The organism is Pseudomonas laurylsulfativorans (assembly GCF_002906155.1).
GTDB classification, from domain to species: domain Bacteria; phylum Pseudomonadota; class Gammaproteobacteria; order Pseudomonadales; family Pseudomonadaceae; genus Aquipseudomonas; species Aquipseudomonas laurylsulfativorans.
The window spans coordinates 388,007-402,175 of the sequence record NZ_MUJK01000004.1; the positions used below are offsets into that span (position 1 = coordinate 388,007).

The following is a 14,169-nucleotide window of genomic DNA, read 5'->3' on the forward strand; positions in this document are numbered from 1 at the left end:
ATAAGCCGCACGGGATCAGCGCGTGAGGTGAGGCATTCCGAGCTTCATGTAGGACCCGCGACGATGAAACTTCAGACCTTTCACCTCAGGTCACTGGAAATATAAACACAGACCTGAGATGGTCTTCGCCCCTTGGTTTCAGTCACCAACGCTATCCTTAATCATCGCTCCCGCCGTCGAGATGGATCTTCGCCCATGCAAACCCCCAACCCCCAACGCCCCCTCTGGAAAACCTACCTGTTTTTCCTCGCCCCGATGGTCCTGTCGAACTTCCTGCAATCGATGTCCGGCACGGTCAACAGCATCTACATCGGCCAGATGCTTGGCACCCAGGCGCTGGCGGCGGTGTCGGGGATGTTTCCCATCGTGTTTTTCTTCATCGCCCTGGTCATCGGCCTTGGCGCGGGTGCGGGGGTGTTGATCGGGCAGGCGTGGGGGGCACGGGAGACGCATCTGGTGAAGGCCATCGCCGGGGCGACGGTGTTGTTGGGGGTGTTGATCGGGTTGGTAGCGGCGGTGGTGGGGAGTGTGTTTGCGCGGTCGGCGTTGGTGGGGTTGGGGACGCCGGCGGATGTGCTGGACGATGCGGTGGCGTATGCCCATGTGATGTTGTGGATCATGCCGTCGCTGTTGGTGTTTGTGTTGTTCACGCAGTTGTTGCGCGGGGTGAGCGATACCTTGTCGCCGTTGTTGGCGCTGGTGGTGTCGACCATTGTCGGTCTGGCGCTGACGCCGGCGTTGATTCGCGGGTGGTTGGGTTTTGCGCCGATGGGGATTCAGAGTGCGGCGATTGCCGGGTTGGTGGGTAACCTGGTGGCGATGGGGCTGCTGGCGTGGCGCTTGATTGGCAAGGGTCATCCGCTGGCGCCGGACCGTGAGTTCTTTGCGGCGATGAAGCTGGACATGGCGATTCTCGGCAAGGTGCTGCGCATCGGTTTGCCCACCGGGTTGCAGATGGTGGTGTTGTCGTTGTCGGAGCTGGTGATTCTGGCGCTGGTGAACCAGCACGGTTCCCAGGCGACGGCGGCGTATGGCGCGGTGACGCAGATCGTCAATTACGTGCAGTTCCCGGCGCTGTCGATTGCGATTACCGCGTCGATCCTCGGGGCGCAGGCGATCGGGGCTGGGCGCATTGAGCGCATCGGGCCGATCCTGAAGACCGGGCTGATGATCAACGTGTGTTTGACCGGTGGTCTGGTGGTGCTCGGGTACTTGTTGTCGAGCTGGTTGCTGGCGTCGTTCCTCACTGAAGAAGCGACACTTAACATGGCCGAGCACCTGTTGCACATCATGCTCTGGAGCCTGTTGGTGTTTGGCTTCCAGGCGATCATCGGCGGCATCATGCGCGCCAGCGGCACGGTGATGGTGCCGGTGGCGATTTCCATTGTCTGTGTAGTTGGGATTCAGTTGCCGGCGGCGTATCTGCTGGACGCGAAGTTCGGGCTGCAAGGGGTGTGGATGGCGTTTCCGGTGGCGTATCTGGGGATGCTGGTGTTGCAGACGCTGTATTACAAGCTGGTGTGGCAGCATCAGAAGATCGAGCGGTTGGTGTAGGCGGGACGCAGCGGGAGGGGCATGCTATTCACTGAACGTTGTGGCGAGGGGGCTTGCCTCCATTCGAGTGCGAAGCGCTCGCAAAAAATTGTACTGATCGCTAGATTTTTGGGGGGCTGCTGCGCAGCCCAACGGGGGCAAGCCCCCTCGCCACAAAGCCTTCGCCACAAAAGGACGGTGTGACTGAAAAAGACAGGCGCCATCGCCTGGGGAGGTTTTCAAATGAGCCCCTTGTCCCATTCCATCCTGCAAGACCGGCCAGCGGCGGGGCGGCGTTTGATTGAGCCGCTGCTGCCTTACGCCAATCGCCCCGATGTGATCATTCTGGCCTTGCCCCGTGGCGGCGTGCCGGTGGCTTATGAAGTGGCCACGGCACTGAAGGTTCGCCTGGACCTGATGCTGGTGCGCAAGCTCGGGGTGCCGTCTCGCCCGGAGTACGCCATGGGCGCGATTGCCAGCGGTGGTATCCAGATTTGTAACGAAGAGGCATTGCGCGTGCACCCGATTGATCGCGCCGCGTTTGACGCCGTGGTCGAACGGGAAACCCGCGAACTGCTGCGCCGCGAGAAGGTTTACCGGGGGGCGCGGGCGCCGGTGCAACTCAAGGATCAGGTGGTGATCCTGATCGACGATGGCCTGGCCACCGGCGCTTCGATGAGGGCGGCAATCCAGGCGCTGCGGGTGCAGGCGCCTTCGCGCATCGTGGTGGCGGTGCCGGTGGCGCCGATCGAGACAGTGGAGGCCTTGCGCAACGAGGTGGATGAACTGGTCTGCCCGCTGATGCCCGAGTGGTTCACGTCGATTGGCCATTGGTACGTGGACTTTTCCCAGACCTCGGATGGCGAGGTGATCGCGCTGTTGCAGCGGGCGTGGCAACGCCGGGAGTGTGGGTAGTGCGGACAGCCAGCGGCAGGTGGTCGCAAATCGCCGTGGGAAGTGGAATAAACGCCGGTTGTTTGCTTTAGTCCATCTGGTGCCAGCTTTCATGTGCGGCACGCCAACTCAAGACGGGAGCCCTCCCGGAGAGTGCCATGAACCTTCGATCCGCGCGTTGCGTCGCCCTGGCCACCACATTGGTGTTCGGCCTGGTGCAGTTCGGCCTGGCGCCGTTCGCTGAAGCCGTGGAATACAAGGAAGTGAACGCCAAGGCCAGCACCTTGAGTTTCACCTATCAGCAAATGGGTTCGCGAAACTACGGTACTTTCGGCAAGTTCGAGGCCAATCTCGACTTCGACACCGATAACCCCGGCGGCGCCCACGCCGCGCTGACCATCGACCTGAGCAGCATCGAAGCCGGCAGCGACGACGCCAACACCGAGCTGCAAAAACCGGCGTGGTTCGACACCGCGACTTATCCGGTGGCAACGTTCGAATCGACGTCCATCAAGGCCCTCGGCAATAACCGCTACACCATCACCGGAAAGCTGTCCCTGCGCGGGCTCACTCGGGAGGTAAGTGTGCCGGTGCTGCTGAAATCGGAGAGCTCCATTGGCATCTTCGTTGGCGATCTGGTGATCAAGCGTGACGACTTCAAAATAGGCGAGGGCGAGTGGGCGAACAGTGTGGTGTCCAACGAGATCAATATCCGCTTTCGCATGGTGGCGCCGCAGCGATGACTGGAGCCTGCTCGCGAACGCGTTCTGACAGTCATCGCAAAAACAAGTTTTTCACGCAATCCCGGGACACCCCCCGATAACGCGATACCTGTAGGAGCCGGCTTGCCGGCGATGGACTCAAGTGCGCCGCGTTAATCCAGTTCAGACGCGTTTTCGTTAACGACCATCGCCAGCAAGCTGGCTCCTACAAGAGACCGCGTGACCTTCAAACCCTGTAGGAGCCGGCTTGCCGGCGATGGACTCAAGTGCGCTGCGTTTATCCAGTTTTCACGCGTTATCGTTAACGACCATCGCTAGCAAGCTGGCTCCTACAAGAGACCGCGTGACCTTCAAACCCTGTAGGAGCCGGCTTGCCGGCGATGGACTCAAGCGCGCCGCGTTTATCCAGTTCAGACGTGTTTTCGTTAACGACCATCGCCAGCAAGCTGGCTCCTGCAAGTGACCGCGTGACCTTCAAACCCTGTAGGAGCCGGCTTGCCGGCGATGGACTCAAGTGCGCTGCGTTTATCCAGTTTTCACGCGTTTTCGTTAACGACCATCGCCAGCAAGCTGGCTCCTACAAGTGACCGTGTGACCTTCAAACCCTGTAGGAGCCGGCTTGCCGGCGATGGACTCAAGTGCAGCGCGTTTATCCAGTTTGCACGTGTTTTCGTTAACGACCATCGCCAGCAAGCTGGCTCCTACAAGTGACCGTGTGACCTTCAAACCCTGTAGGAGCCGGCTTGCCGGCGATGGACTCAAGTGCAGCGCGTTTATCCAGTTTGCACGCGTTTTCGTTAACGACCATCGCCAGCAAGCTGGCTTCTGCAAGTGACTTCCAAATCAGTGAAAGCCCAAAAAAAGCGCCCGGTCCACATTGCATGGACCGGGCGCCGATCAAGCCGCTCTAGTGCACTGGCACTGTCACGGTTTTGCCGAAGGCTGATGTGATGGTCGCTGTCGGGCTAGTCGATGGCGGACTGCCGACGGTCGTCACCGCTATGTTCCAGCGCGCGCCTGTAGCCGTAGGCGTCAGGGTCGCGGTGCCAAGGTTCACCGTACCGGTCGTGGTCGTGGCAGTCGCCGTGATGCTGTTGCCCGGGCCACGCGAGGTGGTGCCGGACAGCACCCAGTAGTAACGGCCGTTGCTGCGGGCGGTGACGGTAGCACTGGTAACGATCAGGTTTTCGACCACCGCTGCCGAGACCGCCACGGACACCGTTGCCGGTGCCGATTCCGCACCCTTGGCATCGGCGGCCTTATAGGTAAAGGTCGCGGTGAACGGTGCGGGGATCGTGGCCGGTGGCGTGTAGATCACACGCAGACCATCGGTGCTGACGCTGCCCTTGCCGGAGTCCGGTTGCTCCAGGCCCACCACTTTGAGCGGCACGTTGCCGTCAGGGTCGGAGTCGTTGGCCAGCACGTTGATGGTCACCGGTTGGCCGTTGCTGGTGGCGCTGTCGGGGTTGGCGATGGGTTTTTTGTTGTCGCCATCGTTGTTGCGTGTATCGCCCGTGCGGAAAGTAGGCAACGCGGCCGAGTTGACGTAGCTGACGCCGTCCCAGCCGGGCAGGGGCGTTGGCATCAACTGGAACTGGCCAGGGTGCTCGATATCCCAGCGCAGCAGCATGGAGTTGTCCTCGTGCTGGGTGTTGTGGCAGTGCTCCATGTAGGTCCCGGCGAATTCACGGAAGCGGATCGCCATTTCCACATCCACCGAGCTGTCGATGCCCTCGCCGATGCGATAGACGTCCTTGCGTGCCCATTTTTCCCATTCCGGTGGCGCCTTGCCGTCGCGGGTGAGGATAATGCCTTCTTCGAAGTGCACGTGCACCGGGTGGTTCCAGCCGTTGCCGCCGTTCTTGATCTTCCACACTTCCAGGGTGCCGTCGCCGGAGAAGCCGGCATCGGTCGGGCCGTTGGCCAGTTGCGGGGCGGCGCTGATCCGCCGTGGGTCCATGTTGTAGCCCAAACCGCCATCGGTCTTGATGGTCCAGGGGGCTTCGTCGGTACCGTCGGAGCGGCCGAAGATGAACTCACGATGCCGTGCCGCCTTGATCTTGGCCTGCATCGCCGGATCGTCGCGGTTGATGGTCAGCGGGATCATGACCTTGCCGACCGGTTTACCCGGTTTGGCGGGTTCGTAATCGGCGGGATTCATGCTCAGGTCTTGGCCGGCATAAGGCTGGACAATCAGCTGGAGGAACTTGCCCACCGCCGGGTCGCCCTTGTCCCATTCCAGCCCTTTGCTGCCCTGCTTGAGCACTGCTTTGTACTTCTCGGACAGGACGTCGGCCAGGCTCAGCGGAGTTTTTTCCGGCTGCTTGCCGGTCTGGTGCTCCATCAGGTTGACGAAGTACAGCTTGTCGCCGACAGAGATCCCGTTTTTCGCGAAGTTGACGATGATGTCGAAACGCTCGGCGATGCCCTGGGTAGGCAGGATGGCGTTGTGGTCCTGCACATCGCCGTCACCGTCCAGATCCATGCTGCCGTCGAACGGCACGGCGTGTTCCATGAGGTTGCCGTCGTTAGCGATCATGTGGAACGGCACGCGGGTATACGACACGCCGGAACCTGCCGGGCCGGGGAATTCGCCACCGGTGCCGGCGACTTCACGCACCAGCGCGAACCTGAAGTAGCGCGATACCGAGCCGTTGAGGATGCGGAAACGATAGCTGCGCGCACGCACTTTCAGGCGCGGCTGGTACTGCCAGTTGACCAGGATCTGATCGCCGAGGAAGCCATCGGTGTTGAACGGGTTGAACCACAGTTGGCCATTGGCGTCCCAGGCCTTGTCGGCCACCAGCAGGTTGACGTCATAGTCGCGGTTGCCCCAGGGCAACGCCGAACCGCTGGGCAGACGCAGGTTGACGCCGTCCTGGAAGGCTTCGTTACCGCGGTCCAGGGCGCTGTAGTAATTCATCATCACCGCGTTGCCCTTGTAGACGTTTTGTGCGGTGAAATCGAGCATGTGGTCATGGAACCAGTGGGTACTCATGGTTTCATGCCAGTCGCCACGAATCTTGATGCTGCCGTTGTTGCACGTCTTCAGGCCCGGCGTGGCATCGTTGACATACAGGGTTTCGCCCGGGGCGCAGGGGAACGCCGCGCGCGGGTCTTCAGCCTTGGTATTGATGGTGTCGTAACCGGCCAGTTGCATCGGCCAGCGATAGTCGTAGTACTGCCCCGGAAAGAAAAACGCATTGGCAAAGCCGTCGCTTTCGGCCGGAGAGTGGCCGTTATGTTCGTGGGTTGTAATGGTGTGCAGGCCAAAGCCCATGTTGGCCGACGGATCGATCGGCAGGGCGTTGTAGTGCCGCATCAGCGTCGGTTGACCGTAGCGCACCATCAGCAGTTTTACCGGAAAGGTGCCGTCGAAAGTCCATAGCGCCTTGTGGTTCTGAACGGGCATGTTGGGGTGGAAACGGGTGTCGATGCCTTTGGTCGTGCCCGTGGTGGTCGGGATGTCCGAGGTCTGGTAGTAGAGCCCGCCAGGCCCGAACTCACCGACGGCGTAGTTGTGCAATTGCCTGCGGTCGCGCATGCCGCCGTTGAGCTTGGCGCCCGCTTGCACGGTCTTGAAGGCAACCTGTGGGTAGAACTCGTTCCAGCGCTGGTGCGACCAGCCTTTTCCTGGCGGACGCCCCTCGGCTGGCGAGCCGACCGGTTGGCGGTTGAGGAAGGCTTCGATCTGCGCTTTCCACGGGTTGCGGTCCAGCACGTTGGAAAACTGCGACGGAAACGGGTACAGCCCCGGCTGGCGCATGAAGGCTTCCAGCGCCGTGGCCGAAGGGCCGCTGCGGGCGATGCTGTTCGGGTCCTGCGTGGGCGCCGGGCCGACAGTCGGAACCGGGAAGGTCAGGGGTGGCGCCGGCAGTGTCGGGTCGAGTTTTTCCGTGCCGAATTCCTCGAACAGCAGCAGTTGCTGAGTGTACGGCTGCGCCCCGAACAATGGGCTGGGCTTGCCGTTGGTGGGGATCTTGAACGATGTCTGCAGGGCTGGCGGCAGCACGTTATCGGCTGTTGGCGTGCCGCGGTTGCCATACACACCGTTGGGATAGGCGATGGAACCCTGGTTGGCGGGTGGCATGGTCAGAAGGGCATCCAGCGCGGCCTTGGGGTCGGCCGCCGGGTTGGAATACGCCGAGGGGTCCGTCGGTGGTGGCTGGTTGACATCGTCCAAAGGTGCGGCGTTGACGGTGCCGATGCTGGCGTTGATCAGCATCACAGCGGCGATGCCCGGTTTGCTGAAAAAATAGAGAGATTTGGGGGCAGGCAGGCTTTTCATCTTGTTTCCCTCGGGGCGCGCCGATGTGGCTGACGTTCGCAAAGCGGTCGATGCAAGAGGTGCGCCAAACGAGGGAAGGTCCGAGGAAAGGCGAAAGCTTGATTTGTATCAAAAGATTAAAGACTGTGGTGATAGCGCCGCAGTGGGTGGGAATCCTCAAAATCGGGGGGCTTCACCCACCCATTTTCCCCACTCACACCATAGACCTGCGTGGACTGGCGAGGGCAGGGGTAATACAGCGGACCGCGGGTGCCAGGCGCGTTATGATAGGCGGCCCTTGCCCCCGGAGCCTGTCACCGCAATGCCCCTGATCAGCCATTTCAAGACCCCGTGCCCCGAGCACATCAATAGCCAGATCCTGCAAATGGTGGTCGACAACCTGACCGACATCAGTATGGTCGCGATCTCGCCCAGCAACCTGCTGTACAACCTCTATCAATACGCGATCGGCTATGAGGTGCACCTGTATCTGGAGGCGCTGAAGGGTGAAAAGGGCATTGCCGTCGAGTTGATCGTCGCCACTGACGAAGACGACCCGGACAAGGTCATTGGTTTTGTACTGTACCTGCCGGTGCAGGACGATTCCGAGGCATGCGGCGTGGCGTACATGGCGGTGCAGGCCGAGTATCGGCGCCAGGGCGTGGCCCGGCGGATGCTGCGGGAAATGGTCGGCCGCTATCCCCATGCCGAGCTGACCTGCGCGGTGGCCAAGGTGCCGTATTTCGAGGCGATGGGCTTTGAGGTGGTGGGCGCGCGCGCGACCCAGGTGTTGATGAACACCCGCGACCACGCCACCGATGGCTTGATGGCGCTGCTGGATGTGGCGTCGATCTACAGCTCGCTGGAAGTGCGGCAGATTCATACCTACCTGCTGCAAAAGCACGGCAAACGGGCCATGACCGATGCGGAAAAACAGCGCGACCGGCATCTGGACCAGTTGACGCGCAAGGCCAATGAGTTTGTGCGGGGCCGCTTGGGTGACGATGCGGTGCCGGCCGCAGGCCCTCGGTTGCGCCTGGTCTGAGTGCTTTTCCCAGCCGATTTCAGCGGTCTTGCCAAACGGTGCCGGCTTCGAAGAAAATGAGAGTCATTATCAAATAACTCTTGTCTCGGGTCGTTTCCATGTCATCCGCTGATTTCTCGCTGCAACACTCCGTGCACACGCTGTACGAGGACCATCACGGTTGGCTATGCGGCTGGCTGCGAAAAAGGCTTGGCTGCGTCGACCATGCCGCGGACCTGGCCCAGGACACGTTCATTCGCGTGCTGACCCAACGCAAGAACCTGGAGTTGCGTGAACCGCGCGCCTACCTGAGCACCATTGCCCGCAGCCTGATGATCGACTCGTTCCGCCGGCGGGCGCTGGAGCAGGCGTATCTGGAAACCCTGGCGGCCATCCCCGAACCCGTGGCGGTGTCGCCGGAAACCCGCGAATTGATCATCGAAACCTTGATGGACATTGACCGTCTGCTCGATGGCCTGGGGGAGCGCACGCGCGAGATCTTCCTGCTGGCGCAGCTCGATGGCTTGAGTTACGTCGAGATCGGCCGGCGTTTGCAGGTCTCGGTCAACACGGTGAAGAAGCATGCGGTGCGCGCCTTGACCCACTGTCTGTTGCTGATCGAGGACTGAAGCGTGGCGCAACTGCAACCACTGGATCACGCCACCCTCGAAGCGGCGGCGCGCTGGTATGTCGACTTGCGCGACGAGGCGCCGGACGGGGCTGTTTGCGAGGCGCACCAGCGTTGGCTGGAACGCGATCCGCGCCATTTGCAGGCGTGGGAACGCTTGGCGCGCTTGCAGGACAAGCTCGGCCAGATCAACCCCGCCATCGGTCGGTCGACCCTGGCCGGCGCCCGGGCCAGGCGCCGTGACGTGCTCAAGGTGTTGTCGATTTTGCTGGTGGCGGGCGGGGCGGGCACGTTGGCCTGGAACACCACGGCAATGCCTGTCCTGATGGCCGATCAGCGCACCGCAACAGGTGAGCGCCGCCGCGTGCGCCTGGACGATGGCACGCAACTGCAACTCAACACCGCGACAGCCGTGGACGTGCGGTACAGCGCAAGCCTGCGCGAAGTACGTTTGCTCAAGGGTGAGATCCAGATCGAAACCGCCCGCGACCCCCAGGCGCGTCCTTTCATCGTGCACACGGCCGAGGGCAGCATTCGCGCCCTGGGCACACGGTTTGTGGTGCGCAGCGAAGCAGGGCGCAGCGAAGTCAGCGTGCAGGAGCATGCCGTGGAGGTGCGCACGGCCAGCCTGTCGGGACCGGTGGTGCGGGTCGATGCCGGTCAGCAGTTGGGTTTTCACCAGAACAGTATTGAGCCCGTGCAACAGGCCAATCCCCAGGCCGATGCCTGGACCCGCGACATGCTGGTGGCCAACGACTGGCGCCTGGGCGACTTCATCGCGCAGTTGCAGCGTTATCGCCCCGGGCACCTGGGGTGTGATCCGGCGGTGGCGGTTTTGCGGATTTCCGGGGCGTTCCATCTGGGCAATACCGACACGGTGCTGGACAACCTGACGTCGACCTTGCCCGTGCGCATTCGTCGGTTCAGTCGCTACTGGGTCTCGGTGGAGCCGACTTGAGTACGATCGAAAAAAAATTCGTCGTGGGTGTTGTTGATTTTGATTCTCGTTCGACTTGGTAGATACAGGCGCAACAGACGCTGCCATTCACTGCCAACGGGCGAAAGGAAACTGCATGACCCCTCGCAATCCCCAACACCGCCATTCACCTGCCCAGTCACCCGTCAAACCCCTGAACCGTGCCGTGCAAGCGGCGTTGCTGGGGATGGCGCTGGCCGTTCCGTTGGGGATGGCGATGGTGGCACAACCTGCATGGGCGCAAACCGATGTCGAAGCGCAATTCAATATTGCGGCCGGCCCGCTGGGTTCGGCGCTGACCCAGTTTGCCTCCATCGCCGGGGTGACCGTTTCCTTCGATCCGGCCCATGCCAACGGCCAGAAAACCGCCGGGTTGCAGGGCCGCTATACCACTGACGCCGGCCTGCGCCAACTGTTGGCCGCCAGCAAACTGGAAGCGGTGCGCCATGACAATGGCAGCTATTCGCTGCTGCCGATCGTGGCCAGCGGTACGGCATTGCAGTTGGGCGCCACGAGCATTTCCGGCGCGCTAACCGAGTCTGCGTATGGTCCGGTGGACGGCTACGTCGCCACCCGCAGTGCCACCGCCACCAAGACCGACACACCGATCCTGGAGATCCCGCAGACCATCAACGTGGTCACCGCCGCCCAGGTGGAGACCCAGGGGGCGCGCAACCTGACCCAGGCCCTGCGCTACACGCCGGGGTTGAACACCGGCGGTTTCACCGACCGTAACTCGATTGCCGACGAGATCACCAGCCGTGGCTTCGCGCCGACGCCGCTGTACCTGGACGGCGCCTACATCCCGTATGCGGGTAGCCTGGGCGGTGCGCCGCAAATCGATCCGTACACCCTGGAACGCATCGAAGTGCTCAAGGGGCCGTCGTCGGTGCTCTACGGGCAGAACCAGCCGGGCGGCTTGATCAACATGGTCTCCAAGCGCCCGACCAGCGAGCAGCGCAACCAGGTCAAACTTGGCGCGGGCAGCTACAACCGGGTCAACGGCGCCTTCGACACCAGTGGCCCGCTCGATGACCAGAAACAGTTCCTCTATCGTCTCGTCGGCGTTGCCGATAAAGGCAATGAACAGGTCGACCACAACAACAGCCAGCGCATGTTGCTGGCGCCGAGCCTGACCTGGAACATGAACGACGAGACCGCCCTGACCTTGCTGGCACAAGTCCAGCGCGACGACGGCGTGCCGGATTATCAGTCGCTGCCGAGGATCGGTTCCCTCGACCGTGGACCGAACGGTGAGCGGATCAACCGCCACTTCTTCTCCGGCGATACGAACTTCAACGATTACAAACGCGATCAGTATGTCTTCGGCTACGACTTCACCCACGATTTCAGCGAAGACCTGAAATACCGCTCCAGCGCACGCTACACCGACGTGCGTGACCGCTATAAAGGTTTCTACCTGCGCAGCTTCGTCACCGAAGGCGGTGTGACCGATTACACCCGGGCCAACCGCGCCAAGGTCGACTGGCACCAGCACAACATCGCGTACACCATCGATAACAACCTGGAATACAAATTCAACACCGGCGCCCTGGAGCACACCACATTGATGGGGGTGGACTATCGCCATTTCACCCGCAAGTACGATGGCTACAACGCCAACAACGTGTTGCCGGTCGACCTGTACGGCAAGAACAACTACGACACCAGCAGCGTGACGCCGACGCTGACCACCCAGTGGGACAACACGCTGCGCCAGACCGGTGTGTACTTGCAGGACCAGATCAAGCTGGACAAGTGGATCCTGACCATTGGTGGCCGCCAGGACTGGGCGGAAATCAACAACAAGGACTTGCTGGCGTCCACCCATGAATCCAAGCGCGACAGCCAGTTTACTGGCCGGGTGGGCCTGACCTACGTGACCGATTTTGGCCTGGCACCGTATGTCAGCTACTCCGAGTCGTTCTTGCCGACCCTGGGCACGGCGGCACCCGAGCGCGGCGGCAAGGCGTTCGAACCGACCAAGGGCGAGCAGTACGAAGTCGGCGTGAAGTACCAGCCATTCGAGAAAACGCTGATTACCGCTTCGGTCTATGAGGTCAAGCAGAAGAACGTGTTGACGGGCGACGTCGTGTACCCGGAGTACATGGCCCAGAGCGGCGAAATGCGCTCGCGGGGCATCGAGCTGGAGGTCAAGTCGAGCCTCGACAACATCGACGTCATGGCTGCCGCCAGCTACATGGACTCGTTCTACACCAAGGACACCTGGGGCAATCAGGACCACCGCAACGAGGCGCAGTCGCCGGTGTCGGCATCGATGTGGGTCGACTATCACTTCACCCAAGCCAACCTCAATGGCCTGACCTTCGGTGCCGGTGCCCGCTATACCGGGCGCAAGCCGGGTGATGCGGCCAACTCGTTCGACGTGCCGTCCTGGGTCGTGTATGACGCCACCGTCAGCTATGACATGAGCAAACTGGATGCGAGCCTGCGCGGTCTGCAGACCCGCCTGAACGTGCAGAACATCTTCGACCGTGAGTACGTATCGGACTGCAACTATTCGTTCGGTTGCTATTACGGACAAGAGCGGGTGGCGTCGGTCGAGATGACGTACGACTGGTAATTGTTGTCGCCGCGAAGGCTGCCCAACACCGCAAATCCCCTGTAGGAGCCGGCAAGCCGGCTCCTACGGTCATCGGTTGTCTGCGAGAGCCCGGGCAGTACTCACGCCAGCTTCACATTCATGGTAATCCGCGCCGTGAACACCTTCTTGCCCTCGGCATCATGAATGTCCACCGGCACGATCTTGTCGCCTTCGGTGGTCCAGTCCACTGCATCTCCTTCGGCTATCGCCGTCACATCGCTCTTGGCCTTGGCCAGGTATTCCACGGTCATGCCTTTGGGAATCCAGCGTGCGCCGGCGGGAATGGACACGTCGGTCATCATCCCGGCGGCGAGTTCCGCGGCGTTGCACATGGCGATCGCATGCACCGTACCCAAGTGATTGGTGATCTCCCGGGCAAATGGCACGTGCACGGTGGCGCTGCCTTTGCGCAAATCCTTGACCAGCGGGTTGATAGTGGAGAAGTAGGGCGCCACCTGGCAGGCCATTTTGCTGAACGCTTCTGGCCCTGCGCTGTTGAACATGCTGAGGAACTGACTCATTTTGATGCCTCTTGAGGATGACGGATTGCAGAATATTGTTCCGTTACAGAATATTGTTCTGTAACGGAACAGTATTCTGTCGAGGAGAAATCTGTCAACCTAGCGCCAATAGTTCGCTGGCCTCCGCCAGCCTCCACCGATGACTTTTCTGGATTGTTTTTCTGCATGGAAACCGCCGATCTGCTCGAACGCTGCTACCCCGGACGACGCGCCGAACTCAAGCGCGACATCTTCAGAAAGGCCCTCGGCCTGTTCAACGAACAGGGGATCGAGGCCACGACCATCGAAATGATTCGCGCCGAATGCGACACCAGTGTCGGCGCGATTTATCACCATTTCGGCAACAAGGAAGGGCTGGTGGCGGCGCTGTTTTTTACCGCCCTCGATGACCAGGCCCGTTTGCGCGACAGCTACCTGGCTGAGGCCCAAACCACTCAAGCAGGCGTGCACGCGCTGGTGCACAGCTATGTGGATTGGGTCGACAGCCAGCCGGAGTGGGCGCGGTTCCAGTACCACGCGCGGTTTGCCGTCACCAAGGGGCCGTTCCAGGAGGAACTCGCCACCCGCAACAGGACGCGCAACAAGCAGTTGCTCGAGTGGCTGGGCGCACACGGCAATGAACTGGGGCGTTTTCCGGCGGAGTTGATACCGTCAATGATTGTCGGCCAGGCAGACAGCTACTGCCGCGCCTGGTTGTCGGGCCGGGTCAAGGGCAGTCCGAAGGCATACCGGGACATGCTGGCGCAGGCGGCGTGGCGTTCCCTATGCCCGACCGAGCCCCAATGAAAATCCCCTTGTAGGAGCGAGCTCGCTCGCGATGGACGCCAACGATAACGCGCGCTATCTGAAGGACCGCGTTGTCCAGAGGTTTTTCGCGAGCAAGCTCGCTCCTACAGGGGAGAAATGTGTGTTTTTCAGAGGCAAAAAAAAGAGCCTCAAAGCTCTTTGATGGGGAGGAAGTAGAGCCCTTGAGGCTCAAGATGCGCATGAATCAAGTGG

The 14,169-nt window shown here is 61.3% G+C and carries 10 protein-coding genes; 8 read left to right on the forward strand and 2 right to left on the reverse strand.

Translation table 11 applies throughout. From position 1 onward, the window contains the following. The first annotated feature begins 195 nt into the window (after positions 1-195). The 3 genes from B0D71_RS15675 to B0D71_RS15685 all read left to right on the forward strand — a co-directional run bounded on the left by B0D71_RS15675 (position 196) and on the right by B0D71_RS15685 (position 3,170). Positions 196-1,554, forward strand: a complete 1,359-nt coding sequence (locus B0D71_RS15675) for an MATE family efflux transporter (protein WP_103395569.1) — start codon at positions 196-198, stop codon at positions 1,552-1,554. A 222-nt stretch (positions 1,555-1,776) separates the two neighbouring features. Beyond that, the gene (locus B0D71_RS15680) at positions 1,777-2,448 is read left to right on the forward strand and encodes a phosphoribosyltransferase (protein ID WP_103395570.1); all 672 of its coding nucleotides are present in this window, start codon (positions 1,777-1,779) and stop codon (positions 2,446-2,448) included. Positions 2,449-2,585: 137 nt separating this feature from the next. Next, complete coding sequence (locus tag B0D71_RS15685; RefSeq protein ID WP_103395571.1) at positions 2,586-3,170, forward strand: YceI family protein; 585 nt, start codon at positions 2,586-2,588, stop codon at positions 3,168-3,170. An 886-nt stretch (positions 3,171-4,056) separates the two neighbouring features. Here B0D71_RS15685 and B0D71_RS15695 read toward each other — a convergent pair. After that, a complete protein-coding gene (locus tag B0D71_RS15695) occupies positions 4,057-7,437 on the reverse strand; it encodes an Ig-like domain-containing protein (protein WP_103395573.1) in 3,381 nt (1,126 codons plus the stop codon). A 301-nt stretch (positions 7,438-7,738) separates the two neighbouring features. On the opposite strand from B0D71_RS15695, the gene B0D71_RS15700 reads away from it, so the two are divergent. The 4 genes from B0D71_RS15700 (at position 7,739) to B0D71_RS15715 (ending at position 12,628) form a co-directional block, all read left to right on the forward strand. Then, the gene (locus B0D71_RS15700) at positions 7,739-8,461 is read left to right on the forward strand and encodes a GNAT family N-acetyltransferase (RefSeq protein ID WP_103395574.1); all 723 of its coding nucleotides are present in this window, start codon (positions 7,739-7,741) and stop codon (positions 8,459-8,461) included. 98 nt (positions 8,462-8,559) lie between these two features. Continuing rightward, complete coding sequence (locus B0D71_RS15705; RefSeq protein ID WP_103395575.1) at positions 8,560-9,069, forward strand: sigma-70 family RNA polymerase sigma factor; 510 nt, start codon at positions 8,560-8,562, stop codon at positions 9,067-9,069. 3 nt (positions 9,070-9,072) lie between these two features. Continuing rightward, the gene (locus B0D71_RS15710) at positions 9,073-10,026 is read left to right on the forward strand and encodes a FecR domain-containing protein (protein ID WP_103395576.1); all 954 of its coding nucleotides are present in this window, start codon (positions 9,073-9,075) and stop codon (positions 10,024-10,026) included. Positions 10,027-10,141: 115 nt separating this feature from the next. Beyond that, a complete protein-coding gene (locus B0D71_RS15715) occupies positions 10,142-12,628 on the forward strand; it encodes a TonB-dependent siderophore receptor (protein ID WP_103395577.1) in 2,487 nt (828 codons plus the stop codon). Between the two features lie 101 nt (positions 12,629-12,729). Here the strand turns inward: B0D71_RS15715 and B0D71_RS15720 are convergent, their stop codons facing one another. Beyond that, a complete protein-coding gene (locus B0D71_RS15720; protein ID WP_103395578.1) occupies positions 12,730-13,170 on the reverse strand; it encodes a hotdog fold domain-containing protein in 441 nt (146 codons plus the stop codon). A 165-nt stretch (positions 13,171-13,335) separates the two neighbouring features. On the opposite strand from B0D71_RS15720, the gene B0D71_RS15725 reads away from it, so the two are divergent. Continuing rightward, a complete protein-coding gene (locus tag B0D71_RS15725) occupies positions 13,336-13,956 on the forward strand; it encodes a TetR/AcrR family transcriptional regulator (protein ID WP_103395579.1) in 621 nt (206 codons plus the stop codon). Positions 13,957-14,169: the final 213 nt, after the last annotated feature.